We start from the raw sequence: 25,184 nt of genomic DNA, 5'->3' as shown, positions 1-25,184 counted from the left end.
TTCATGGTGTCTGTTCAAATAAAATGAGTTAAGCCTGGTTATATTAAGCTTGAATTACCCATTCCCTGTTTTGGAAAGGAGCATGAATCCGAATGGAAAGTACACAAGAATTTGTGAAAAAGGTCAATGAAAATGCCGAGAAAGCACGTCACAACAAAAACAATGGTAAAGGTACGCCCGGTGATAAATTGCCGAACAAACAACACTCCACGAACAAATAAGTCCACGATTAATATGCTTCGTCTAAATTTTTGAACCAAGTATAACAGCCTCAAAGCAGACAAAATATGGTGCCTTCTCTTATCGAGGCACTGTTTTTTTATTAGATCTCATATTTTCAGCCCTAGCAATATCGATTTCACACTTTATCAGTAGATCATAATATTATATAATTCGAATTTCATTGTTCTCCAGTTTTGTTGTTCTATTGCTGAAACTTATTATACAATGAAACGTAATATTTACCTGTTGATTTCCGAGAAAATATGGATTAATTCTGATAACAAATGAGGGAGTTCATGAAAAAACAATTTATGGTTCTGGGTCTTGGACGATTTGGTTCAAGTTTGACACGCACTCTAATTAAAAACGGACATGAAGTGCTTGCCGTTGACAAGAATGAAACTCTGGTACAAGAAATCTCGTCGATAGCAACTCACGTGGTACAGGCTGATTGTACGGACAAGTCAGTCCTTCAAGAGCTTGGAGCAAGTAACTTTTCACATGCTATTGTAGCCATTGGTGAAGATCTTCAAGCCAGCATACTAGCTACACTCTTACTTAAAGAGCTTAATGTTCCCAAAGTTACAGCAAAAGCGAAGAACGAAAACCATGGTAGCGTGCTCAGCAAGATTGGCGCTGACCAGATCGTTTACCCGGAACGTGACATGGCAACCAGATTGGGAAATCAACTGAGTTCTGACAACATGATTGATTCGATTGAATTATCTCCTGATTACAATTTGGTTGAATTAAAGGCTCCGGCGAGTATGCATCAGCAAACATTACTGGAGCTCAATATTCGAGCTAATTACGGTTGCACGATCATCGCTATTAAAACGGGGGAGGAGATCAATATCTCTCCCCTTGCAGAGGATCAGATACAGATGGGAGACACGCTTTTGTTGATTGGAAGTAATGATAACATTCGGAGCCTGGAGCGTGATTATGAACGGAGCTAATAACAATAACATAAAATCTTCAGTACTAACCAAACTTGAAAACATTGTTAATATCCTGAAAAATAAGACAAGTCCTCCACAGCTTATTATGATGATTTTCTTTGCACTCATATGGGTAGGTGCTATATTGCTGGCATTACCGATTTCCTCCAAAAGCGGTAACTCTGTAGGTTTGCTTGATGCTTTATTCACAGCTACCTCGGCAATATGTGTTAATGGATTGGTTGTCCTGGATACAGGGAGTGTTTTTTCTACGTTCGGCCAAGTAATCATTATGATACTAATTCAAGTGGGTGGGCTCGGTTTTATGACCTTGGGTGTGATGGTCGCTATCATACTCGGTAAACGAATCGGTTTAAAGCAACGGCTTCTTATTCAACAAGCGGCCAACGCTTCCTCCGCCCAAGGACTTGTGAAACTTTCATTGTATATCGTTCTGATTGCCTTTGCTTTTGAAGCACTTGCCACCTTGATTTTAACCTTACGCTGGCAAAGTGAATTAGGGCTGGGTCAAGGTTTCTATTATGCGTTGTTCCATTCAGTATCTTCATTCAATAATGCAGGGTTCTCTTTGTGGCCGGATAGTCTATCTCCGTTTGTCGGTGACCCGATCGTTAATATAACAGTTATCCTCCTCTTTATCATGGGAGGGTTGGGTTACATGGTCGTAGTCGATATTTTCCGTAAACGATCTTGGCGTAAGCTATCATTACATTCCAAAATTGTTTTGGTTGGTAGCTCCTCGTTATATGTCATAGGTTTCATTATTATTTTTTTGCTAGAGAACTGGAACCCTGCCACATTCTCCAACTTATCATGGGGTGAACGTGTCTGGGCTGCTTTATTTCAAGGCACTGCACCTCGAAGCTCTGGATTTAATACCATTGATATCGGGAGCATGCTTGCAACTTCACAGTTCTTTATCATCATCCTCATGTTTATCGGCGCGTCCTCTGGCGGGACCGGTGGAGGAATCAAAATCAACACCTTCGTCGTTCTTGTATTAGCAACGATTCAAACCTTTCGAGGTGGTGGACAAGTTCATGCCTTTGAGCGGCGAATTGCAGGAGAAACTGTAATGAGGGCTCTCGCGGTTGTTATGAGTTCGTTAGCATTTGTATTAGGTATTTCGATACTGTTATCCATCACGGAGGGAATACTAGAAAATCACTTCCTAGATGTTCTGTTTGAAGCAACCTCTGCCTTTAGTACGACTGGGCTTTCAATGGGATTAACCAGTGAATTAAGCGTGCCAGGTAAACTGATCGTGATCTTCACCATGTTTGCAGGTCGATTGGGGCCATTAACGCTTGCATTTGCTTTGGCACAGAAAAAACATAAGTCCAAAATCGGTTATGCCGAAGACCATGTACTCATTGGTTAAGGTAATGAAAAGGTCTTACCCCGCCAGCATGAACTCTGTTATTGAGCAGAATTCATGCTGGCGTTTGAATATATACGCATATGTGAAGCTATGTGTATGTTCTTAAACCTATGTATGATTATAGTGTATCACCATGCATAGTTTATTAGTGCTTGCCCCAGAATTATCGTAACCATGCGGCTGATCCGCTTTGAAACGAATCGAGTCTCCTTGTCTTAACTTGTATTCTTCTTCGCCTACCCTAATCGTAAGCTCCCCTTCATACAGCGTTATGAATTCCTCAGCCCCGTCAATATGCGGTTCAGCAGTCAACGATGCCTGTTCATCCATCTCCATCATGTACATTTCAAACCGGCGCCCCTCTTCCAAAGAAAAATGAGGATAGATTCGGATTCTTCCCTCATCTTCTCGCATGACTTTGATGTCTTCCCTCATGAGAACGGTTGTATCCGACTTCGCTTCATGAATTAATTCACTGAATGAAATTTTTAACCCGTTTGCAATTTTCCAGACCGTTGCAATCGAAGGATTAGACTCCCCGCGTTCAATCTGACCCAGCATCGTCTTGCTAATGCCCGACAGATCTGCGACCTTGTCCAGACTAAGTTTTCTTTGCTCTCTGATTTGCTTCAAGTTGTGAGCCAAAACCAAATTAATATTTTCCATCCAAAATACACCTCTCTCCTCGCGTCCTCTTGTGCACTATATAGCACATAATGTACAATTAAAACATACATGCGTTATAACGACCATATAGTTCATTATAACATACAATATACCCACAAGGAGAGCATATGGATATTTTATCTTTAGTAACGTACGCAATGATTTCTTCTTTTACCCCCGGTCCCAACAATATCATCTCCATGACCCGTGCGAGGGAGCATGGATTCAAGAGCACGTTTCCTTTTATTCGTGGAGTCGCTGCCGGATGCCTTCTGATCATGATGTTATCCAGTTATTTCAACCTTGCTCTACATCAATACATTCCGGCCATCACCCCGTGCCTCAATGTATTCGGATGTATTTACATGCTCTATCTGGCTTTCAAAATCATGAGGAGCACATCTTCCAAGAGTGAGTCTGAGCACAATTCGAAAAAGACCCGTTATTCATTTTGGTTCGGATTCAGCCTTCAACTGATTAATCCGAAGGTTATTCTATACGCGCTTACAGCTTTATCCGTGTTTGTCCTGCCCCACGCGCAGTCACATCATCAACTCTTAGGGTATTCGTTACTGCTCACCCTGATTGGAATAAGTGCGAATCTGACATGGGCATTGGGTGGACGTTTATTTCAACGGTTCCTGTTAAAATATGAACGCCCTTTTAATATCGTTATGGGTCTTTTATTGATCTGGACCTCGGTTTCGTTGATCACATAAAACTAAAAACAAAAGCGTCCACTCATCTAATAAGCGAACGCTAGCTTTGCTTAAAAACGTTACTCCAGATTCCTTCTCCACCATGACCGAGTAGCATGAGCTACATTACTCAACGCAACCGTCTCGCCTATGACCGGTGTAATGACAGATACATTCGAGGCCCGTGCGGCGCGAGTTACCCGTTCAGCCGGTTCGTTCCACGCATGATAGGCGAGGGTGAATGCTCCCCAATGAATCGGAATCAATACATTTCCGCCCACATCCAGATGGGCTTGTACCGTTTCTTCAGGCATCATATGAATGTTGGACCAGCGTTCGTCATATTGGCCGCATTCCATCAAGGTCAGATCAAACGGTCCATACTTGCTTCCAATCTCCTTGAAATGCGGACCGTAACCGCTGTCTCCACTGAAAAACACTTTCGTTTCCCGCCCGACAATAACCCATGAGCACCATAACGTCGAATCCCGATCAAATAATCCTCTTCCTGAGAAGTGACGAGCAGGTGCACAAGCGAATGTTAAACCCTTGAAGGAGAATTCATCCCCCCATTGATGCTCCGTAATCTGGCCAGCTGGCACTCCCCATTTGATTAAGCGTTTGCGTACACCGAGTGGAACGATAAAACGATTGGTCTTGCTTTTTAATTTTCGAATAGAAGAAGCATCAAGGTGATCATAATGATCATGAGAGATTACAATCGCATCCAAAGTAGGAAAGTTTTCAGGCTGCATAGGCAAATCCTTGCGGAAACGTTTCGTTCCAACCCACGACACGGGTGACGGCCTGTCACCCAACATGGGGTCAAAGAGTAGTCTGTGACCTTCGATTTCGAGCAGAAAAGCCGAATGTCCAAACCACGTCACCTGTGAATGTTCAGACACCCCCTCTGTTGTAGCAGGTTGATAGTGTTCCATAGGTATATTCCCTGACGGCCTCCGTTCTACATGTCTGCGCATGGAATCTCTCAATATACTTGTGAGTGACTTGATGCTCATTCCGGCGGTCGTTGGAATCTGATTTTCGTATTTCGTCATATTTCACCCTTCTGTTCTCCATACTCCATGGCTAGTCTTGTGGAGAAATGCTAATCTTACTTCATCTTAATTCAACGCTTGCCGATATTCAATTTTGTATGAACCAGAGGAACTACGATGCCGTTAAGCTAGAATTAAGATACTGTTTCCACTCGTATAAGACTGGGCTTATATGATATAGAAAAACAAGAGAGAGTGTGAGCTACCATGAGCAAAAAATGGCGTAAAAGACTTGTTAAATTTCTGATATTCGACCTGTCACTGATTATTATTCTATTAAGTACCGGATTGATCTATCAGCAGATCAGTTCTTCACAAGATGAAAAAACATTTACACCTCCGGGTAAACTGTATGAAGTACATGGAGATAAAATGCACCTGTATACAGGGGGAGAAGGCGATGTGACCGTCGTTCTTGCCTCAGGTTGGGGAACAGCTGATCCTTATGTAGACTATTATCCTTTATATGAAAAGCTTGCCCCTAATACGAAATTCGCTGTATACGACCGCTTCGGCTATGGATACAGTGACAGAACCGATAAGAAACGGGATGTAGACACGGTAGCGGACGAATTGCATGAATTGCTACAGGTTTCCGGCCAAAAACCACCTTACGTGCTCGTTGCTCACTCCCTTGGTTCATTGGAGACCCTTCGATTCGCACAGAAGTATCCTGACTTGGTAAAAGGTATTGTGATGATCGACGGTGGCAATCCTGAATTCTACGCAACGGGTCAGGATAACCTCGCAGATACGATTGGTGGTTTCGCGAACCAATTCCGTATCAAAACCGGACTTTTCCGGCTAAGTATGCAAGTCCCGGCTGTCGTTGACGCCTCTAATGCCAATCGCAATGAATTAAAACTGGTACCAGAGGATTTGAGAATAGTAGATAAAACGGCGCTACTTCTGAACTATGGCAATGCTAACACGATTGATGAGTTACGTGAAACGCAACGGAATGCCAAAACGGTGATTGCCAATAAGTATCCCTTATCCGTCCCTCTCACAATTCTGACCGCAGATTACTTTGGTAAACCGGAACCAGATTGGGTGAAAACTCAGAGTGAATTCAAATCATGGTCAACGTTGTCCAAACAAATTACTGTCAAAGATACGGAGCATTACATTCATCAATACCACCCGGACATTGTAGCTGATGAAATCCTTCAGATTGTTAAGAAATAATTAATCCGACGGAATAACAGTAATCATCCGAAAAGGTAGTTCCGGAAAGTAAACAAAAGAGCGATGTTCCCTTACATTAGGGAACATCGCTCTTTTCAAATGATTCATTTCATTTTAGTGCATCGGACTCTGTTGCTTGTCAGCCGATCCAACCTTCACTCTTTTTACAAATAAAGCAATAACAAACCCAACGAGGGCCAAAATCAACGCAAAGACAAATGCATTCTGTACACCAGATGTGAATCCTGCAAGGATATTTTCCGGACTTTGCGGATTCTCTACACTGCTCAGAAACCGCGTTTGTCCAGCACTCAAAATACTTACGGCAACAGCTGTACCGATAGCACCGGATACCTGTTGAAGTGTGTTCATAATCGCCGTACCGTGAGGGTAAAACTCACGAGGCAACTGATTCAATCCGTTCGTCTGTGCAGGCATCATCACCATTGAAATACCAATCATCATGAACACATGTAGCATAATAATCTGGATCAGAGGTGTTGTTGCTTCGATACCTGTGTACAGGAACAAAACAACCGCAACGACTGCCATCCCGATAATAACGAGCCATCTTGGACCAAACTTATCAAACAATCGTCCCATCACCGGAGACAAAAATCCATTCAGCAAACTACCTGGCAATAAAACGAGTCCGGCAGTAAGTGGTGTAACAGCCATTCCCTGCTGTAAATACATCGGCAAGATCAACATGGACGACAGAATCATCATCATACAGATGAAGACTAGAAGCAGTCCCGTCGTAAACATCGGATATCTGAACGCTCTTAGATTCATCACTGGCTCTTTCATACTTAATTGACGGATACTGAACAAGAGCAATGCAACGATACCAATGGCCAACGTGGCAATAACAACCGGGCTGGTCCAGCCTCCGCCAGATTCACCATGTCCACCTGCACTACTGAAGCCATAAACGATGCCACCAAAACCAAGTGTGGACAGAACAATCGATAACACATCAATCTTAGGCTTGGTCAACTTGGAAATGTTCGGCAGGAACAACAACCCACATACCAAGGAGATCAGGAAGAACGGCAAGGAAATCCAGAAAATCCAGTGCCAGCTCAAGTTAGCCAGAATCAGTCCTGAAATACTCGGGCCGCTTGCTGGTGCAAACATAATAACGAGACCAATCAAACCCATCGCCGCTCCACGCTTTTCAATAGGGAAGATCACCAGTATCGTATTAAACATTAACGGGAGCAACAGTGCCGTTCCCACCGCTTGTAACACGCGGGCTACGAGCAAAATTTCGAAGCTGGGTGCCAGTGCAGCAACCAATGTTCCTGCAATCGAGAAAATAAGTGACGTTGTAAACAGCTGTCTGGTCGTAAACCATTGCAATAACAATCCTGAAACTGGTACCAGAACACCCAGGACGAGCAGGTATCCTGTAGTTAACCATTGAATCGTAGTTGGTCCAACCTCAAGCAGACCCATTAGTGGTGTCAAAGCGACATTCAAAGCCGTTTCACCAAACAAACCGATAAACCCGCTCAGTAGCATGGCAAACAAAATCGGAAATACCTTATATTGCTGTGTTTCTTGCTGGTCTTTTGCTGTACCAGCCTTCATGGAAGCCTCCACGATCCCATCCTCCTCAAACATATCCTGCGATTTCTATTTTCTCTTTCTCTTGGTACAACTATTGATGCTGCTGGACATTCTTCGCTACAACTGACAAATAATCCGCAGCCGTCAGCATCGGCTGTTTATCCTGATTGGTCAGCGTAATGATCAAAGCGCCTTCCATCAGAGAAATTACGAGCATTGCCGTCTCACGAGCCTTCTCTTCACTAATACCGTCCAACATGAGATGCCTTGCGATAATATCCTGCCACCCTGCAAATACGTTCTGTGAAGCCGTACGCAGCTGTTGACTGATACAGGAAGTCTCTACAGCAGCCCAAAAGCTGAATGGCAGAAAACCCGTATAACCACAGGCTTCGGCTTCATTCGCTGTTTCATAAATGAATTGCCGAATGCCTTCTGCAGTCGTCTCATGGGCTGCAAAAATTTCCTCGAACCTTTGCAAGATATGGGCATTGGCTGATTGAATGCATTCGAGAGCCAGCTCTTCTTTCCCCTTAGGAAAATAATGATATAACGAACCTTTCGGCGTGTTACTCTCCTTAATGATCTGATTCAGACCGGTCGCATGATACCCTTGTGAAAAAAAAAGTCTCGCTGCTGTGCCAACAATAAGATCTCTGGCATTCGACTTTTCACTCAAAGAAAGCCACTTCCTTCAATAAATTATAACAATCGGTCTATATAATTAAAGTCGCTCGCGGGCAACATGTCAATGCTTTTATTTTAAATTTTACGAAAAAATAACACTTCCCTACTATATAGAGACATAAGTAAAACCGTCAGCCTTATCGACTTGTAATCGAGAATTAGCTGGCGGCTTCACTTCGTGTATTTACGCTTTAGTTAAAATCCCAAGCTTCAACGTTTAACTCATTGTTAATGCTAACAGCGGTTAATGCACCTAACGATGCCGCCGTGATCGCCTGATACAGTTCAGATGCGGCATCTCCAGCACTAAACACACCAGGGACAGATGTTCTTCCTTGTGCATCAACGACGATGGTTCCTGTCTCCGTCATCTCACAACCTATGACTTTGGGCAAATCTGAACCCGTCTGAAGTTTGGGCTGGAAGAAGATGCCCGTACAAGGAATCAATGTTCCATCACTCAGTTCAACTGCGCTTACCATTCCATCCTCCGATCTAATCGATTGAATAGGAGCTTCATAAACCTGCACCCCATGATGTGAAAGATCTTGCTTCTGTTCTGCTTCTAAAGGATTATCATCTTGGATGCACAGCGTAAACTGACTTGTCCAGCCGGAGATTAATTTAGCCATATGTAATGCATGGTTGGCGCTGGTAATGATGACAAGCTCCCGATTCCTGAGTTCCCATCCGTCACAGTACGGGCAGACAAATGCGCTTTTTCCGTAGACTTCGGATAAACCTGTAATCTCCAAAGGTAAATCTCTTTTACCAACAGCAAATAAAACCTTTTTCGCGTCATACTGCTTTCCTTCGACTGTTCTAACAACAAACTCACCATGTTGTCCGGTAATCTCCATCACGGTATCAGATGCAAATTGCACGGAAGGATACGCAGCGATCTCTTCTTTTGCAATTCTACGGAATTCCTGCGGACTTACGCCATCTCTGGTTAAAAAGCCGTGTGTCTCTCGGGTAACCCAATTACGAGGTTTTTGATCATCAATCACAAGTACCTGTTTCCGGGCTCTCCCAAGTACCAGCGAAGCGTTAAGTCCAGCAGGCCCTCCCCCCACGATCACGACATCAAATGCATTACGATCTTCATTCATATATAACACCCTTTCCAGACATTTAATATCTCTAATAGTAACAAAAAAAATTCTCTCTCTTCTGCACACTTGGTACTTAAGAAGCAAAGACATGTGAGATATATAATAGCGTCCCTTCTAACAGATAGTGGAATCCAGACTTTATGTCTCTTGAACAAGACCATTAGAGATATCTTATATCTACAATACAGTTATTATTTCGTATTTGCAATATCTTTGTTTCATTTCTACAATTAAACGATGACAATCTTTTGAAAATACGCGCGTAGCACAGAACGGTTGTTTTAACAATTAAAAAAGTTCTTGTTTTTAAATTGTTCACAATCAAATGACATTATTATAAATACTAGAATGTAATTTAAATCACAACGCGAATTGAATGATATAATGGACACATATTATATTAAGTACAAACAATAGGAAGTGAGTATTTGAAAACATTAAATAATGAATCACAAGCCAATATCAGCCTGGAGTACAGCTCGATTCCAAAAGTATTTTTAGATACGATCAAAATTGGAATCATCAAGTCCAACTTGATCGCCATGTTTGCAGGTTTAAGTTTAGCTTTATATGTATTTGATGCATCTATCGTTGCTAATATTGTTCCGATTTTACTATCATTTCTCGGTTCTTCATTAATCATCGGAGCAGCTGGAGTGTTCAACAATCTGTATGACCGGGACATTGATGCGATTATGGAGCGTACGAAGAAACGTCCTACCGTTACAGGGCGGGTCGATACCAAGTCTGGTCTGATTCTAGGGTTTTCGATTACGTTGATTGGTGCGATTATGCTGTACATCGCATCTCCATCGGCCGCTTTTTTTGGCCTTCTTGGTTTGTTCCTTTACGTCATTCCATATACGATGTGGACCAAACGTACAACGATTTACAACACTGAGGTAGGTAGTCTGTCAGGTGCTGTTCCTCCGCTGATTGGATGGGCAGCCATCTCTCCGGAACTTGGACACTTTGAAATCTGGGCACTGGTCGTAACGATGTTACTATGGCAAATGCCCCATTTCTACGGTATCGCTATTCGTCGCTTCGATGAATACAAGGCGGCAGGCGTTCCGATGTTACCTGTTGTAAAAGGGATTGGACGTACTTATGTACAAACAAATGTTTATCTGGTATTGCTGTTGCTTTCCAGCTTCCTGTTCTGGCCAATGAGCCCGTTTGTTGCCATCGTGGCTTTTCTGGTAAGTCTGGCTTGGCTTATTCTTAGTGTGGCTACGTTTGACAAGAAAGAAACCAAAAAATGGTCACAGCGTATGTTTATTTTTTCCATTAACCATATCACTATCATTTTCTTGGTTATCATTGCGTATTCCTTGATTGCTTAAAGAAAATAAGACAATAGACATTTCTACCGGGCTTTATTAAAAGTGAAGAACCGTACAGATCCTACGCCTGCGTTCAGGCATGATCTGTACGGTTTTTTGTCATTTTTTTATAACATCTGAATTATCACATTGCTGCTCTATCCGTTTCGTTAGAACCTATACTATCCTGCCTTCACTGGCACCTGCTCTCCCTGCCATAGCAACTGCATTTCTTCATTGCTTTCAAGTAAATCGGCCAGGTTTCCTTCAGCTTCAATACGACCATCTTTCATAACAATAATGTGATCTGCCTTGGTAAGAGCGGCCTTGCGGTGAGATACGGCAATACATGTGACATCTCTCTCTTTAAAGAGTCCGTCCCATACCAGCTGCTCTGTTTCCACGTCAAGCGCACTGGACAGATCATCAAAGATAAACAGATCTGCCTCGGTCATCAGCATTCGCGCTGTTGCTGATCGCTGAATCTGACCTCCGGATAACATAACACCTCTTGGTCCTACAGGTGTTTCCAATCCTTGATCCAATTGTCTGATGTCTTTATCCAAAACAGCCAGTCGAATGGCTTTGTCCAGCGCTTGATCTACATTCCCCTGTTTACCTTGAACGATATTTTCTCTGAGCGTGTCACTGAACAGCCTTGGAACTTGAGGCGTATATGCAGCTCTAGGTGGCATAAGAAATGTTGCCGGATCTACGTGCTCTCCATTCCAGAGAATTTCACCTTGTTGCTTGGGCAGAAGTCCTAGCAGTGTACGAACCAGTGTGGATTTACCAGAACCGATTCGTCCTGTAATGACAAGAAATTGTCCCTGTTTCAGCTTGAAGTTGATGTCTTGTATACCGTTTGAGGATTGCTCATAGCGATAGCTAAGACCATTCACTTCAAGTTCACGCAATTTCTCCTTCGGATTTCTTGCTTCGTTTACTGGCTCTGGCGGCTCTTCATTAAGATAGATTTCCCGTTTCTCCATAATCCGATCCTCTTCACCTGGACGAAAAAGTGTTCGCATCCGATCATAAGATACTTTGAGTCTTTTATGCTGGAATACCATGTATCCGAAAAGTGAAATGCTGAACCCGATATTAACGAGATAACTCGTAAATAAGGCAAAATCACCTACCGTAAAGTTACCTGCCTTCATTTCCGCAGCACACATCAACAAAATAAGCCCGGTACATATACTTAGTACATGCTGATTAAGTGACTTCATCCATTGCTTGAACAGATTGTCTCTTAAGGCAGCCTGACGTCGTTCTTCATTCAGCCGGTTGAACCGTGTGGAGACATGCTCTTCTGCCTGACCCAGCTTCAGTGCCTGCACAGCCCCAAACGTCTCGGCAATAAAACTGGTAATACGACCTGTGGCTTCACGATTAACCTGTGCATACTTTCTTGCACGATTACCTGAGAGGTTATTCAGAAGCGTTACCACCAAAAGCGGTAAAACAGCAACAAGTGTAATCTTCCAGTTAATGTTGGCCATGATCGCAATGGATACCACTGCAAAAACCAATCGACCCCAAAAATCCACCCAGGATTCGATATATTCAACCACTTCATCGACATCATCCCGGAAACGACTCATCGCTTCACCCGGAGATGCAGGAAGATTCCGTCCCGGCCAGCGCATAATGCCAGCCAGCATATTCGTCCGCAAAATGGCCTGAATATGATACATATAGGTCACCCAAGCATGGAATGCGACAAAGAACGTGCCTACACGGGTCAAGCGGAACAACGCGATAACAATGAGCGGTACAGCAAGCCACATATAGTCCGCCCTTCCTGTTGATGTCCGGTCAAAGAACCACTGCATCCCAAGCCCCACTGCTAGGGGAAGCGAATGAAAGATACACCATAACAAACCGTTAATAAGAAACAAATAAGGCTTAAAGCGAAACAAGCGCCCTATAAATCCTGTTACATTCATGCCAGTTCCTCCTCTTGGCCCGTGACCAGAAGTCGTGCATAATGGGAGGACGGATTATTCGCAAGCTCCACTCTTGATCCGAATTCCAGCAGCTTGCCTCCACCAAGAACCATAATCTTATCCACCTTCTCCAGCGTGGCTAATCTATGCGCAATAATGATACCTGTTGATCGTTTCATTAATTCATCAATAGCAGATTGAAGTAAATTCTCGGTCGCTGCATCAAGCCGTGAAGAAGGCTCATCCAGTATGACCAGACTCGGCTCCGTTAGAAATACACGGGTCAAAGCGAAGAGCTGCGCTTCCCCTGCGGATAATGAAGCACCTCCTGCAGTTAGATGTGTATCCAAGCCTTCCGGCTGTGTATCAATCCAGTGATGTAACCCCAGTCGCTCTGTTGTTTGCTTAATCATGGCATCCGATACTTCTGAATTAAACAAAGTCAGATTGTCACGTAGCGTACCATCAAACAACTGCACATCCTGTGTCACCATCCCCACTCTGCGATACAGAGCCTGCATGGATAACTTCGTAATATCAGTTCCACCGATACGAATCGTGCCCTGATCCAGATTGTACAGACGTAGAAGAACACGGCTCAGACTTGATTTTCCACTTCCCGTTCGACCGATGATGCCTAGCCGTTCTCCCGGTTTCACCGCAAAGGTGATATCCTGAAGCACAGGTTTATCCTCATTGTAACTGAAATACACCTGATTAAACTCCAGTCCAAGCGGGCCATCAGGTAACCTCTCTTCGCTTCCGTCCTCAATCTCGCTTCGTAAAGACAATAATTCGCGTGAACGAAGCATACCTGATTTTGCCTTTTGAAACTCCTGTACCTGATCGCCAAGCAACTCGATAGGTTCATTCAACATCTGGCTGTATTGATAGATCAAAAACAAGGTTCCAATGCTGATTGCACCTTCGATATAGTAGTGCACACCCAGAAGCAAAACGACCGTAACGGATACAATAAACATGACCACCGTGGTGTTCCAAGGGATAACCCTAAGCATCCATGCCTTCCGGCCTTTGAGGAAAACGGTGCGCATCGTACGAAAGAATCGGTTCATCACATATGGTACGTGTCCATTCGCCTGCACGTCCTCAATACCGGCAATTCGTTCCTCAATCAAGCTGAACAAGGAAGCACTGGCGGCGCGCTCATTTTTGGAAGACTCCACTCCAAGATTGCGAATAATGACCATGAACAGAATAGATAATAACGTAAATACGGTCATAACCAGTGCGATTGGCACATTAATCGTAAACATGAATCCCAGAATACCTGCGAGCAGAACAAAACTGCCGATGACCTGTACGATAAACATGGCGAAGAAGTTCGAAATGCTCGTTACATCGCCATCCACGCGTTCAATCATCTCTCCAGGTGTTTTGACGTTATGAAAACGCATATCCAGCCTCAGGCAATGTTTCAGTAAATCTCCACGCATCCGGTTGGTTGCCCGCCAGGCTACATCGTTTCCTAAATAACTGACCGCGATCGTGATCAATTGATTGCTCACGGCAATGAGCAGGAAGAGCCCGGCAAGCTGTACCAGATCACCCAGAATCCCGCCGCTTGCAGCCGTATCAATGAAACGTTGAATAATCTGTGGATTGAGAAGCTGCAGCCCTGTTGACGTTAACAACATGATCAGCAACACGGCCAGCTTGCCTTTCACCGGCTTTAAATATCGTAGCAGCCATGACATGGAGCGTTTTTCTGTTTTGGGCACCAGCCCCACCCCTTTAATTAAAAATTTCACTCGGATTTATACTTTGTCGCGCGCATAATTATCATTTGAATGTTGAATCTTCCAACTACACTTTTGATTACCTTCGCTATGACGAATCATGTATGAGCGTATTGTAATCAGCAAGGCCTCCCGAAGAAACACATTGTTTGCATGCATTAACCATAGTTTATTCTTCCTTTCTTATGGATATAGATCGAACTTAAGTAACAACTTGGAATCGATTTCAATTCTTGCTTTTTTCCTTTCACTTTTACTTTTACTTTTACTCTTACTCATGCTCCTTTCCATGTGAACCGTCTGGTGGAATGAAAAAAAAGCCATAGATGAACGAAGTTCATCTACAGCTTGATTGGATCGAAAAGCCAGCCAGAAAATGTGACATTTCAGCTTCTTCTCTAACATCGCAGTATGAATGAGCGTCCAGACAGGATTGCAGTAAGCTGGACTGTCCAAACATGGTCAATACTCTACCTGGATAATGTCACTATGCTCATGCATATTCAATTATTGGTTGAAGCACCTGCGCTGGCTGATCCATCATTGTTTATCCCACCCGTTCCACATATTTGTTGTTTATTGTATTCGCTCATTCTTTATACGTCAACATAATTATTAACTTAATTGTTATTTACTTCATCTGTTAGAGTCCAATTTGTACAGATTCAGGTGTTTGCTTTTCTCTGCTGACAAGTCGCTTATGTGCTATCAGTAGAAAAGGAACCCCGAGTGCAGTCGTTATAGCAATGGGAATAAAGACGGCTAGTCCATTTCCCGCACCAAACTGGCTTAACAGCAACCCACCAATGACTGGAGCCGCAACATTTCCAATATTGTTGAAACCGATTGTACCAAAATACGTTCCTTTCCATTCAGGCTTTGCAATTCGGTCGATAAGCATATCCATCATGGTAAAGAGTAGTACTTCCCCTACTGTAAACAAGATGACACTTATCATCATCAGTACAATCCCTTCGGCTAGACCAAATAACAACAGACTTGCGGCAACGAGCAGATTCCCCAAAATAAGCGGTACAAGCGGCGGTGCATTCCGGAAAGTACGAACGAGTGGATACTGAATGATGAGCACGGTAATCGCGTTGAGTGAAAGCATATACGAGAACATCTGACTTCCATTTTCAAAGATTGGACTTCTCGCCAGATACTGAGCTAACGTAGAGCTGAAGTGGCCATAACCTAACACACAAAACGTCGTCCCAATTAGCACAGGCAAGAATACCCGATCCCGTCCGGTGGTCATGAGGGCTTCGCGCAGACGAGGTGCAATAACCTCTAGACGTCCGGGCAAATTGGCGTGATGCAGTTTAAATTGAAGTCCCAGAATCAGACCATACGCAATATAAACGAGCCCCGAGATGACAAAAGGAAACGTCGATTCCGATGATCCCAGCTGAAATCCGATAATTGGCCCGAACACGACCCCCAAGTTAATCGCTGCATATCTCAGATTAAACACTAGTAGTTTGTTCTGCGGTGAAGTTATGTCGGATAACAACGCTCTTGAGGTTGGCTCAAACACAGCCCGGCACAAACCGTTTAACGTGTTTGCAACAAAGAACACCCATAGATGTTCAGCTGCCGCAAAAATGAAAAATACAGCGGCCCAACTAAATACCGAGACGAGCATAACGATTTTGCGACCGATTCGATCAGAGATATATCCCCCGTAAAAGCTGACGAGCACTCCCGCCAGCGAGCTTACCGCAACCGTGATTCCCGTCTGGGTCGGCGTGGCTTCAAGCACACGTGTCAGATAGATGGACAGAAACGGAATACTCATCGACGTCACGAGACGCCCGAACATCGTTCCAATAATAATGGTCCAGGCCAGCGGGTGAATTTGCTTCAAAATATGCTTCATCTTTCATTCTCCTATCTTGCTGCGTTCTCTATCTATCCTGTTGCTACGAAAATGGATGAATTCTGTCATCCTCATAGGTATAATTGTAAAGATAAAAGGGGGAAGTAAAAGTGTAATGTTTCATTCTCACTTTTCACCTTTATGGAGGATCTATACACATGGATACGATATACACTCACTTTTTAAGACTTGCTGGCTCTGATATGCTCTCGATTAAGATCAATGAACCTGTACTTGTAACGATTGAGAATCTGTCCTCCATTCTCTGTTGCACTCCACGCAATGTAAAATTCATTCTACGAAAGCTGGAAGATCAGAATTTTATCCATTGGAAACCTGGACGTGGACGAGGCCATCATTCCGAGCTTACACTACTGCGAAGTCTGAATGATGCTTTAGAATCCAACTTTACTGAACTGTTATTCAAAGGCAAACTGAAAGAAGCCATCGAGTTGATTGGAAGTGTGCAAATCGATGACTTGATGCGGGAAAAACTAATGCTTACTCTTCATGAGCAGATGGGATTTCGCAGTTACACCGAAACCGCCTCTGGACAGGATACACTTCGCATGTTGAGATCACGTCAACTGGGTGATCTGGACCCGGCTTCGGTTTATACGGCTTTTGAAACCTATCTTCTTGGCCAAATATGCAACACACTGATTACTTATAACGCCCACACCGATACCTTCTTACCCGCACTTGCACATACATGGGAATCTAACAAAGACCATAAAGAATGGGTATTTTATTTGCGAAAAGGGGTTCGTTTCCATGACGGACGTGTGATGACATCTCATGATGTTCAGGCTTCATTGATGCGTTTGTTTGATACAAATTGTTCGTCTTTGTGGCTGTACCGTGATATTAAGCGAACAGAAGTGAACGGCGATTATTGCATCAAGTTTATATTGCATCGGGCGAACCGTTTTTTTCTGCATCTGTTCAGTTGTATTCGGATGACGGTACTGCCCGCGGATTATGACTCGAACCAGACTTTGGTCGGCACAGGCCCGTTTCAGATCACCGAGATGAATGAAGATGTGATTAAATTGAAGGCATTTGATGCTTATTTTGGTTTCCGTCCTCATCTCGATCAGATCCACATCTGGTTTCTCCCTGAGCCGGCTTCAAGCGACGGTTATTATGATATGTCTGGTACTGACCGGCTTAGTCTGCCTGGAAGCAGTCATGAGCGACCTCATTATATCGACTATCCTGCACTGGGATGTCAGTATATGCTTTTCAACTTCAATGTCCCGGGTTGCCATCATACACTCCCTTTCCGTCAGGCCATGCGCATCGTCTATGATCCGGTCAACCTTGTGAACGATTTGGGTGAAAATCGAATTACACCCGCCAGCAGTTTTCTCCCCTGGAAAAGCGCTGCACAGAGCTGGGAAGCCACATCACTCGTCGATGCTCAAGCATTGCTTGAACAATCGGGTTATCAAGGGGAATCCTTCTTGTTATCTTATAAGAAGAACAAAGATTCCGATGTGGCGGAGTGGATACAACAACGCGCACGCCAAATTGGATTACGGATTGACCTGGAGCCTTTTGACGATTATCTGGATGTCGTGAAGACCTCAGATGCACCTTTGATTCTCAGAGAAGAAATACTGGAGGACGACTGGCAGTATGGCATGATTCACTTTTTCAAAAACCAAAGCAATACGCTCCATGAGTACATGACTCCCGAGCTTCAATCCATATTGGATTCCCTGCTGGATCCCTTTCCACAGCTTCCTCACTCCGGGCGTAGCGATCTTCTGGAGCAGGCTGAAGAATTACTGCGGGAAAATAGCTGGATGTTGTACGGATGTCATATGAACAAAAAAGCGGAATTGCACCAGAGTTTCTACGGCATGCAAACTTCAGAGTTTGGATTCCTGGATATCTCGAAGCTATGGATCAAAAATCCATAATTTTCACACGCTGAGAGATTGACATCCAGCAATACAAAATAACCCTCAGCCCTGTTAAAATACGGGTGAGGGTTTCCTTTAATATACATCGAATAGCAGTTATAAGTACGGTAATTCGTTGTAATTTCCATTAAGAAGATCATGCAAGTCATCTACATCTGTTGCGTCCATATTAGCCTTACCGTTCACGGCCGACGAGATAATCCAGCAGATGTTTTAAAAATGGAATCGGTTTAGGCATTTGACGTAATGCATCCGTAGCAAGACAGTAATGCTCCCACATCGCTTTTTGAGCACCTGTCTCTCCCAGAATGGATACAAAGGTTGAATTGTTATTTCGCTCATCCTGACCAGCAGGTTTGCCAAGGGTTTGTTGATCTCCTCCATAGTCCAGCAAGTCGTCCCTGATCTGAAAAGCAATGCCTGCATGATACGCAAACGCTTTTAGCGCGTCAATCTCCTCATCTTTTACTTCTGCCAAAATCGCTGGCATAACCAGCGCCGCCTCAAAGGCAATGCCTGTTTTGTAAAAACAAATCGTGTTTAGCTCCTCCAGCGAGAGCGGCTTCCCTTTCGAATCAAGATCCATCGCCTGACCCATACACATATCTTCTGCTTTTATAGCCGAATATTGAATCAGCTTCAGCACCGTTTGCGCATCAAATCGGTTCAATGAAGACTGCTCACGAATCGCTCGCTGAATCAGGAATAGTCCTGTGAGTTCTGCCGTCGCGCTATTATGCAACTGATGAAGCGTAGAACGTCCACGTCTTATCTCGGCATTATCCTGTGTGGGCAGATCATCAAAGATGAGTGAAGCGGTATGCATATATTCCATGGAGCGTAACAACGGCATGATTGCCGACTCGCTAAGCCCGTACTCCTGAACACCCATGACCCAAGTCAGGATCGGACGCAGACGTTTGCCATCCCCTTGCAGACTGTAGTTAGCCGCGTCCATCAGCTTCCCCTTCATTTCGAGCTCTTCAGTAGCTTTGTTAATCTGCAGTTCTACATTGATCTGCTCACGTACCGTTCGGATCGTCTGCTGGAACGACTCTTTCTCTTGTTTATCATTACTGAGCTGCGAAACAACCTGATCCCGTAACAATTTATCCAGAAAGTCCACGTCATCTGCTTTTCGCACCATTTGTTGTACTACTTGATTAAGTCCCGGTTGGGCTGAAGCAAAGATCGTCATGACCTCGTCATACTTCGCCTGACCGAGCCGCTCTCTGCAACGCTTCAGCCCGTTAATCGCACGATCCAGTATAACTTCCCTCGCCTTGGCATTGGAATGGTAGACATCATGGATTAGAAACGAGATGACTGCCCAGTACAGCTCATACGGGTTAATCAAATCCGGACGCAGGTCACGATATTTCAAATAATACGTGTAAGGTGTCACGGCCTCGTCCTGCATATCATCGAACATATCCGCAAAATCATCCGCAAGTTGATTATAAATCCCGTAATGGAAGGTGCGCAGATCAAACCCTTCATCTTCCGGTGCGCTCAGAACAGAACGAACAATCAATCGCGACGACGCCGACTTGATAATGATCGGAATGTACAGCTCTTCATTCGTATAATGCGCATTGGATAACTTCTTGCCACGATCGATCTCCTGCGATTGAAAGAACACATAAGACTGTTCAAAAAAAGTGTGTCGCATCTCTTCATGTTGATAGTTCCGAATATATTCAAAGGCCTCTCGAAGCTCGGAGTGTACATACCGAATCACTTCAAGCTGAGGTCCCTTCCATTCTCCAAGATCAGGCACAATGCCGGTAAGCAGAGCTTGTTGTATCATCGCCGAATACTGTTCCTTTTCCTGTGTAGTCAGCGCCTGAGAATCGAGAAGATCATCCACAAAAGGGTATGTTAAACCGTAGGAATAACCCAGCCTGATGGCTGCATCAAGCTTTGCGATCCGTTCCTCCCGCGGCGTGTCCTCTGTAAGCTCATCATCGACGTGAAGCACGACACCCAGAATAATCTTGATCAGTTTACGTTGAGCCTGTGCCGCATCGAGTTCTGGTGGGATGTTTGCTGCAACATGTTTTAATTTGTCCATCACCCAGATGACTGCCTCTTCAATCTGTTCTCGCTGTCCCCACCGATATAATGCTGCCGGGCTTATGTAGTCAGCCTGACGTTGTTGTTCACTTGCGACACGCATAAAATATGCTTGGGTATCCTTAGCGATACGCTGAATCTTGTCTTTTGTTTTCGGGTTATCCAGCGCCTGCCCCAGATCGCGCATGTAGATATATGAGATGCTGCGATCCAGATAATCATCGATCTTGCCTGTCGCATTGAGCCAATGCATATATTTCTGAATATCAGTGGCATCCGGTTTTCTTTTGCCAGCGAACCAGGATAACCAGCTCCAACGATGGATATGTTTTTTTTGCCAAATTCTAAAATCTTTCGTAAGTGTATCTATATGAGTATTATTCAGCAGTTGCTGAGAGAGTGTCACAAAATACTGAGATGCTTTCTGCTCTGCGTGACGATAAGCTTCATCCGCATTAGCCTCGGCTTTCGTCTGATTCATAAGTACGTTGTTCATCGGTCGATCCCTCAACTTCAGTTAAAGTTAAACATGGTCCGCTCATGTTCATATCCTATATACGGCACTTCGGCCGTTTGGTTACGAAATCGCTAATGTCTGAGAGATAAGAGCGTTAAATTAGAATATCGAAGACCATACTTTAACCGCAGTAATCGCGATCAGAAGAAGCAACCCATATCGAAGTAGCCGCACATTAACCATTGAACTTACTCTCGAACCAATCGAAGCACCAATCAAACTTCCCAGCACCGTGTAAATAATCGGCTCCACCGGAATGTCTCCCGCAGATAACTTCCCAATAACCCCTCCTATTGCAGAGATGAAAACAATCGCAAGGGATGAGGCAATCGTTGTCCGAACCGGAATCTTCAGAACAGTCAACATAACAGGGATGAGTACGAATGCACCTCCAGCCCCGACAATTCCTGAAACGATCCCCACAGCAAGCGAAGTACTTGAAGCAATCATTTTATTAAACGTTAACGGTTGGTCCAGATCCAGCCGCCCCTTGCTCGGTATGAGCATTAAAACGATCGCTATGATCGCCAGAATGCCATAAACCAGATGAATCATACGTTCAGCCAGCATGCCTGAGATAAAACCACCAATTAAACTGCCCACCAGAATACTGCTTCCCATGTACAGTACCAGTTTGGAATCGATCACAGCGCCGCTAGTTTTGCCTGCTTTTGCTTTTCTGCGAAATGCAACTACGCCCGCAAGCGAAGCAAAGAACACTTGAAACATGCTGATGGCTGACACCTGATGAGCCGTGAACGGTTCGAGCCCTGCCATTTCCGGCACATACAGCAGGAGAGGGAAATTGATGATCGCCCCACCAATGCCAAGCAATCCGGAGAAAAATGAACCGATTAGACCCAGTATAAACATGATGAAGAACAGCAAAAGATCCATCGGCTATAACCTTCCTTTCATGAAGATAATACGAAGATACGAAATCAAAAAAAAGATAAAATTTCATTCCAAAAAACATATACAGGACACTTGGATTCGGGTATAATACTTTAAAACCAAGTAATTTAATCAGAAATGAGTGATTAAGCATGTTGAATGTGTTGAAGGCACTTTTTGTGAATACATGTCCTCGCTGTAACGAAAAATTACAAACACATCATGATGAATTATGCTCAGTCAAAACCTGCACTCATTGTCACTATAAAGAAGAAAGTTATGGCTCACTCGGAGTCCGTATTGTGTACGACACCACAAATGGATAAAACGAGTAGCCCTTATATTGTATCATGAACTCCTAAATTTCGGGATGATTCGACACTATTGTATGATGAATTTATTACAAGAATGAACATGAAAAGGCACAGGATGATTACATCCTGTGCCTTTAGTTCATTTTAAATGCAATATGATTTAGAGTTAGATAACCCGTTATTTCGTTTTGAAACTCAGGAAGCCATCATCAACTGCCACTGTTGTACCGTTCATTGCATTCGCGGCATCACTGAACAGGAAGGTCACCACACTTGCTACTTTTTCCGGCTGGATCAACTCTCCGCGCATATGTTGAGTGGCCAATGCATCCTTCATGGCTTTGTCATTTCCCAGAATGGGAGTTTCGATGAACCCAGGCGCCACACCCAACACGCGAATTCCATGCTCGGCCAGTTCAAGTGCACCCGATTTGGACATCATCACTACTGCTGCTTTCGCCGCATTGTAGTTGAAGCTACCTACAGCTGCCACGCTTCCATAGATCGATGCTGTATTAACAATTGTGCCCCGTACGTTTAATTCAACCATTTTCTTCGCGCCATAATACATACCGTAGTATACGCTGTGTTGGTCTACATCAATAACTTTGTGATAGGATTCCGGGTCCATCTCCAGAAACGGCTTTACAAGACCGATCCCAGCGTTATTGAAAATTCCGTTGAATGTTCCATACTTTTCGACAGTCCAGTCAATCAAAGCTTTAATCTCATCACCTTTGGATACATCTACTTTATAAGCTCCGGCTGTGCCACCGGTTGCTTCAATCTCGGTCGCAACCTGTTTGGCTCCTTCTTCGTTAAAATCCGCGACAACGATTGTTGCTCCCTGTGCAGATAGTTGCAGTGCTGTTTCTTTTCCGATCCCGCTTGCTCCACCTGTGATAACAATGACTTTTCCCGTATGTTCGGACATAACATAGATCTCCTTTGCTGAATAAAATTGGTTTCAAGTAACTAAACTAATGTTAGTTACTATATATATGTTTATATTTTAACCATACTAGTCTATCACCTTTTTGTCAAATGGGTCGATCATACGATGCGATTACGATCGACCAGCTTGTTACTAACAAACAATTAATCACCATCTTGGTATTCCCGATTGATACACGGCCAGCATTTTGGATCTTTGTCGTAATTCATATAGTTTTTCTTTCTACAAAATAAATATGCAAAAAAGACGAGCAGCCCTTCCAGATCACCCGTCTTCTGTAACTTTCCTGTTCAAATGCTCTTCAAGGAGAAGGAAAGATTATTCTTATTTTTAATTTAAACTTATTATTCCCTTTGTAATCCGCTCAGCGGTTCCTTGAGGCTGTTGATGTTGTTGATTAATTCCGGAATACCTGTTTTCTCCCAATTCTCAGCGGTAATCCCTTGCTCCGCGATGGAAGTTTCGAATTGGTTCATAACTTCTGTCAGCTGATTGTTATAACTAACCAAATTTTCATGGATGTTTTCTCCAATAGCAGGCGCACTCATCTCCGAAAACTCAGCCGCTTCTGCTTGAATTAAATCAATCTTCTCTTGAATCTGACCCGTTACATCCGGGTTATTGATGGCATCCGTTGCAAGTTGTTGTAACTCGGTTCCAGCACTCGATACCTGATTAATATAATCCGTAGCACCGCTTACATAACTCAAACTTTGATTGGCTTGCTCTACAATCGAACAAGCGGATAGCATCAACATACTGGAGGCCACAATGGCTGTGATCATCGTCCTGTGTCTTCTTTTTCGCCTTCGCATGATTATCTTCCTTTCTTCATCTCAGAATGATGGTACCTTACTTCATGATACTTGTTCACAAAGCTACATTGCAAATCAGCCTGCATAGCCGGACATTCCGATGTATAATAGGAGAATCACACAATAAAGGGATGTCGACATTATGCTTCAGGCCTTGAATCAACGCTTGAACCGCATCATGCCACTGATTACCCCCGCTAGTATTATCATTGGTGTTTTATGCGGCAGTTTTTTATCTTCTTACACGTATTTGTCGCCTTGGCTATTTGCCTTCATGACGTTCGCGGGCAGTATTAGTCTGAGCGTACGAGACTTTGTAAATGTCTTAAAAAAGCCTTTTCCGCTGTTTGTTTGCCTTCTGATCTTGCATTTGGCCATGCCTCTTATTGCGCTGGGCATGGGTCATCTTGTGTTTCCAACCGATGCTTATACTATCACAGGACTTGTTCTCGCTGCGGTCATTCCGACGGGTATTAGCAGTTTTATATGGGTAAGCATCTACAGGGGGAATATTGCGCTTACGCTTTCGATTATTCTGATTGATACCTTGCTGGCTCCGTTTGTTGTGCCCGGCGTGTTATCCCTGCTTGTTGGCACAAGCGTCACACTGGATACGGCAGCGATGATGAGCAGCCTATTCTGGATGATTGTTTTCCCTTCACTGCTGGGTATGCTCCTGAATGAATGGACTAAAGGTGGGATCGTTCCTGTATGGGGACCTCGCCTTAATCCATTATCCAAATTGTTTATGGCTTCGGTCGTTGCCATTAATGGCTCGGTTGTCGCACCCTATCTGGCTGACTTCAACTGGCGCTTGGCTGGGCTGGCGGTAATTATCGTTTTTCTGGCATCCTTCGGCTATGCACTCAGTTATTTCATTGCGAGATGGCTAGGTTGGAATGAAGCGGATCAAGTGGCTCTTGTTTTTAACGGAGGAATGCGTAACATTAGCGCTGGTGCCGTTCTTGCAGTTACTTATTTTCCGCCGCCCGTTGCTGTCCCCGTCGTACTTGGGATGGTATTTCAGCAAATGCTTGCTTCCCTTTCAGGGTACTTACTCGGCAGACGTTCTCAGCTATTGCGCAACTCGGATAAAACCTCAGCAGCTTGATATCGATTTTACTTGCAGAAAATGGAATAAAAAAAGGCTCCTGAACTGTCACTTGGAGATGACAGATTCAAGAGCCTTTTCACATTATATAAAAAAAATC

Annotated in this window: 20 protein-coding genes; 8 read left to right on the top strand and 12 right to left on the bottom strand. The window is 43.9% G+C overall.

Translation table 11 applies throughout. From position 1 onward, the window contains the following. The first annotated feature begins 92 nt into the window (after positions 1-92). From ACT89M_RS13470 to ACT89M_RS13460, 3 genes are all read left to right on the top strand, one after another. Positions 93-221 (top strand): DUF4023 family protein, encoded by a 129-nt coding sequence (locus ACT89M_RS13470; protein WP_090924048.1) that lies wholly within the window; start codon positions 93-95, stop codon positions 219-221. Positions 222-518: 297 nt separating this feature from the next. Next, positions 519-1,181: a potassium channel family protein gene (locus tag ACT89M_RS13465; RefSeq protein WP_154889357.1), complete on the top strand. Its 663-nt coding sequence runs from the start codon at positions 519-521 to the stop codon at positions 1,179-1,181. Beyond that, the gene (locus ACT89M_RS13460) at positions 1,168-2,565 is read left to right on the top strand and encodes a TrkH family potassium uptake protein (protein WP_154889359.1); all 1,398 of its coding nucleotides are present in this window, start codon (positions 1,168-1,170) and stop codon (positions 2,563-2,565) included. The genes ACT89M_RS13465 and ACT89M_RS13460 overlap by 14 nt, the downstream gene beginning before the upstream one ends. Positions 2,566-2,673: 108 nt before the next feature. Here ACT89M_RS13460 and ACT89M_RS13455 read toward each other — a convergent pair whose 3' ends face one another. After that, positions 2,674-3,231 (bottom strand): helix-turn-helix domain-containing protein, encoded by a 558-nt coding sequence (locus tag ACT89M_RS13455; protein ID WP_154889360.1) that lies wholly within the window; start codon positions 3,229-3,231, stop codon positions 2,674-2,676. Between the two features lie 128 nt (positions 3,232-3,359). Between ACT89M_RS13455 and ACT89M_RS13450 the strand changes: the two genes are divergently transcribed. Continuing rightward, entirely contained in the window at positions 3,360-3,950 is a 591-nt protein-coding gene (locus ACT89M_RS13450) for a LysE family transporter (RefSeq protein ID WP_154889362.1), read from the top strand. Positions 3,951-4,009: 59 nt separating this feature from the next. On the opposite strand, the gene ACT89M_RS13445 is transcribed toward ACT89M_RS13450, so the two are convergent. Then, on the bottom strand, positions 4,010-4,987 hold the full coding sequence (locus ACT89M_RS13445) for an MBL fold metallo-hydrolase (RefSeq protein WP_154889364.1): 978 nt from the start codon (positions 4,985-4,987) through the stop codon (positions 4,010-4,012). 207 nt (positions 4,988-5,194) lie between these two features. Here ACT89M_RS13445 and ACT89M_RS13440 point away from each other — a divergent pair, with 207 nt between their 5' ends. Beyond that, positions 5,195-6,175: an alpha/beta hydrolase gene (locus ACT89M_RS13440; RefSeq protein ID WP_308721868.1), complete on the top strand. Its 981-nt coding sequence runs from the start codon at positions 5,195-5,197 to the stop codon at positions 6,173-6,175. A 114-nt stretch (positions 6,176-6,289) separates the two neighbouring features. Here the strand turns inward: ACT89M_RS13440 and ACT89M_RS13435 are convergent, their stop codons facing one another. The 3 genes from ACT89M_RS13435 to ACT89M_RS13425 all read right to left on the bottom strand — a co-directional run bounded on the left by ACT89M_RS13435 (position 6,290) and on the right by ACT89M_RS13425 (position 9,549). Continuing rightward, the gene (locus ACT89M_RS13435) at positions 6,290-7,771 is read right to left on the bottom strand and encodes a DHA2 family efflux MFS transporter permease subunit (RefSeq protein WP_154889583.1); all 1,482 of its coding nucleotides are present in this window, start codon (positions 7,769-7,771) and stop codon (positions 6,290-6,292) included. A 70-nt stretch (positions 7,772-7,841) separates the two neighbouring features. After that, on the bottom strand, positions 7,842-8,429 hold the full coding sequence (locus tag ACT89M_RS13430; RefSeq protein WP_154889367.1) for a TetR/AcrR family transcriptional regulator: 588 nt from the start codon (positions 8,427-8,429) through the stop codon (positions 7,842-7,844). Positions 8,430-8,628: 199 nt separating this feature from the next. Then, entirely contained in the window at positions 8,629-9,549 is a 921-nt protein-coding gene (locus tag ACT89M_RS13425; RefSeq protein WP_090924042.1) for an NAD(P)/FAD-dependent oxidoreductase, read from the bottom strand. Between the two features lie 431 nt (positions 9,550-9,980). Here ACT89M_RS13425 and cyoE point away from each other — a divergent pair, with 431 nt between their 5' ends. After that, positions 9,981-10,898 carry a heme o synthase gene (gene cyoE / locus ACT89M_RS13420; RefSeq protein WP_244159429.1) on the top strand — a complete coding sequence of 306 codons (918 nt, stop codon included), beginning with the start codon at positions 9,981-9,983 and terminating at the stop codon, positions 10,896-10,898. Between the two features lie 161 nt (positions 10,899-11,059). Here cyoE and ACT89M_RS13415 read toward each other — a convergent pair whose 3' ends face one another. The 3 genes from ACT89M_RS13415 to ACT89M_RS13405 form a co-directional block, all read right to left on the bottom strand. Continuing rightward, the gene (locus ACT89M_RS13415; RefSeq protein WP_308721869.1) at positions 11,060-12,829 is read right to left on the bottom strand and encodes an ABC transporter ATP-binding protein; all 1,770 of its coding nucleotides are present in this window, start codon (positions 12,827-12,829) and stop codon (positions 11,060-11,062) included. Then, positions 12,826-14,571: an ABC transporter ATP-binding protein gene (locus ACT89M_RS13410; protein WP_154958699.1), complete on the bottom strand. Its 1,746-nt coding sequence runs from the start codon at positions 14,569-14,571 to the stop codon at positions 12,826-12,828. The genes ACT89M_RS13415 and ACT89M_RS13410 overlap by 4 nt, the downstream gene beginning before the upstream one ends. Before the next feature lie 661 nt (positions 14,572-15,232). Then, on the bottom strand, positions 15,233-16,471 hold the full coding sequence (locus ACT89M_RS13405) for an MDR family MFS transporter (RefSeq protein ID WP_090924039.1): 1,239 nt from the start codon (positions 16,469-16,471) through the stop codon (positions 15,233-15,235). 158 nt (positions 16,472-16,629) lie between these two features. Between ACT89M_RS13405 and ACT89M_RS13400 the strand changes: the two genes are divergently transcribed. Beyond that, complete coding sequence (locus tag ACT89M_RS13400; RefSeq protein WP_154889377.1) at positions 16,630-18,399, top strand: ABC transporter substrate-binding protein; 1,770 nt, start codon at positions 16,630-16,632, stop codon at positions 18,397-18,399. 178 nt (positions 18,400-18,577) lie between these two features. Here the strand turns inward: ACT89M_RS13400 and ACT89M_RS13395 are convergent, their stop codons facing one another. The 4 genes from ACT89M_RS13395 to ACT89M_RS13380 form a co-directional block, all read right to left on the bottom strand. Beyond that, positions 18,578-20,974 (bottom strand): polyprenyl synthetase family protein, encoded by a 2,397-nt coding sequence (locus ACT89M_RS13395; RefSeq protein WP_373323159.1) that lies wholly within the window; start codon positions 20,972-20,974, stop codon positions 18,578-18,580. 120 nt (positions 20,975-21,094) lie between these two features. Further along, on the bottom strand, positions 21,095-21,892 hold the full coding sequence (locus ACT89M_RS13390) for a sulfite exporter TauE/SafE family protein (protein WP_154889379.1): 798 nt from the start codon (positions 21,890-21,892) through the stop codon (positions 21,095-21,097). Between the two features lie 489 nt (positions 21,893-22,381). Continuing rightward, positions 22,382-23,137, bottom strand: a complete 756-nt coding sequence (locus ACT89M_RS13385; RefSeq protein WP_154889381.1) for an SDR family NAD(P)-dependent oxidoreductase — start codon at positions 23,135-23,137, stop codon at positions 22,382-22,384. Between the two features lie 365 nt (positions 23,138-23,502). Continuing rightward, positions 23,503-23,943 carry a DUF6376 family protein gene (locus tag ACT89M_RS13380; protein WP_154889383.1) on the bottom strand — a complete coding sequence of 147 codons (441 nt, stop codon included), beginning with the start codon at positions 23,941-23,943 and terminating at the stop codon, positions 23,503-23,505. Positions 23,944-24,115: 172 nt separating this feature from the next. Between ACT89M_RS13380 and ACT89M_RS13375 the strand changes: the two genes are divergently transcribed. Then, positions 24,116-25,084 (top strand): bile acid:sodium symporter family protein, encoded by a 969-nt coding sequence (locus ACT89M_RS13375; RefSeq protein ID WP_090924034.1) that lies wholly within the window; start codon positions 24,116-24,118, stop codon positions 25,082-25,084. Positions 25,085-25,184: the final 100 nt, after the last annotated feature.

This window comes from Paenibacillus sp. NN59, assembly GCF_057597225.1.
This window is presented reverse-complemented; position numbering and strand designations above follow the sequence as displayed.

Excerpts from the sequence above, each read along its gene's own strand:
- ACT89M_RS13470 (WP_090924048.1), top strand. The coding sequence starts at position 93 with ATGGAAAGTACACAAGAATTTGTGAAAAAGGTCAATGAAAATGCCGAG.
- ACT89M_RS13465 (WP_154889357.1), top strand. The coding sequence starts at position 519 with ATGAAAAAACAATTTATGGTTCTGGGTCTTGGACGATTTGGTTCAAGT.
- ACT89M_RS13460 (WP_154889359.1), top strand. The coding sequence starts at position 1,168 with ATGAACGGAGCTAATAACAATAACATAAAATCTTCAGTACTAACCAAA.
- ACT89M_RS13455 (WP_154889360.1), bottom strand. The coding sequence starts at position 3,231 with ATGGAAAATATTAATTTGGTTTTGGCTCACAACTTGAAGCAAATCAGA.
- ACT89M_RS13450 (WP_154889362.1), top strand. The coding sequence starts at position 3,360 with ATGGATATTTTATCTTTAGTAACGTACGCAATGATTTCTTCTTTTACC.
- ACT89M_RS13445 (WP_154889364.1), bottom strand. The coding sequence starts at position 4,987 with ATGACGAAATACGAAAATCAGATTCCAACGACCGCCGGAATGAGCATC.
- ACT89M_RS13440 (WP_308721868.1), top strand. The coding sequence starts at position 5,195 with ATGAGCAAAAAATGGCGTAAAAGACTTGTTAAATTTCTGATATTCGAC.
- ACT89M_RS13435 (WP_154889583.1), bottom strand. The coding sequence starts at position 7,771 with ATGAAGGCTGGTACAGCAAAAGACCAGCAAGAAACACAGCAATATAAG.
- ACT89M_RS13425 (WP_090924042.1), bottom strand. The coding sequence starts at position 9,549 with ATGAATGAAGATCGTAATGCATTTGATGTCGTGATCGTGGGGGGAGGG.
- ACT89M_RS13415 (WP_308721869.1), bottom strand. The coding sequence starts at position 12,829 with ATGAATGTAACAGGATTTATAGGGCGCTTGTTTCGCTTTAAGCCTTAT.
- ACT89M_RS13405 (WP_090924039.1), bottom strand. The coding sequence starts at position 16,471 with ATGAAGCATATTTTGAAGCAAATTCACCCGCTGGCCTGGACCATTATT.
- ACT89M_RS13400 (WP_154889377.1), top strand. The coding sequence starts at position 16,630 with ATGGATACGATATACACTCACTTTTTAAGACTTGCTGGCTCTGATATG.
- ACT89M_RS13395 (WP_373323159.1), bottom strand. The coding sequence starts at position 20,974 with ATGAACAACGTACTTATGAATCAGACGAAAGCCGAGGCTAATGCGGAT.
- ACT89M_RS13390 (WP_154889379.1), bottom strand. The coding sequence starts at position 21,892 with ATGGATCTTTTGCTGTTCTTCATCATGTTTATACTGGGTCTAATCGGT.
- ACT89M_RS13385 (WP_154889381.1), bottom strand. The coding sequence starts at position 23,137 with ATGTCCGAACATACGGGAAAAGTCATTGTTATCACAGGTGGAGCAAGC.
- ACT89M_RS13380 (WP_154889383.1), bottom strand. The coding sequence starts at position 23,943 with ATGATCACAGCCATTGTGGCCTCCAGTATGTTGATGCTATCCGCTTGT.
- ACT89M_RS13375 (WP_090924034.1), top strand. The coding sequence starts at position 24,116 with ATGCTTCAGGCCTTGAATCAACGCTTGAACCGCATCATGCCACTGATT.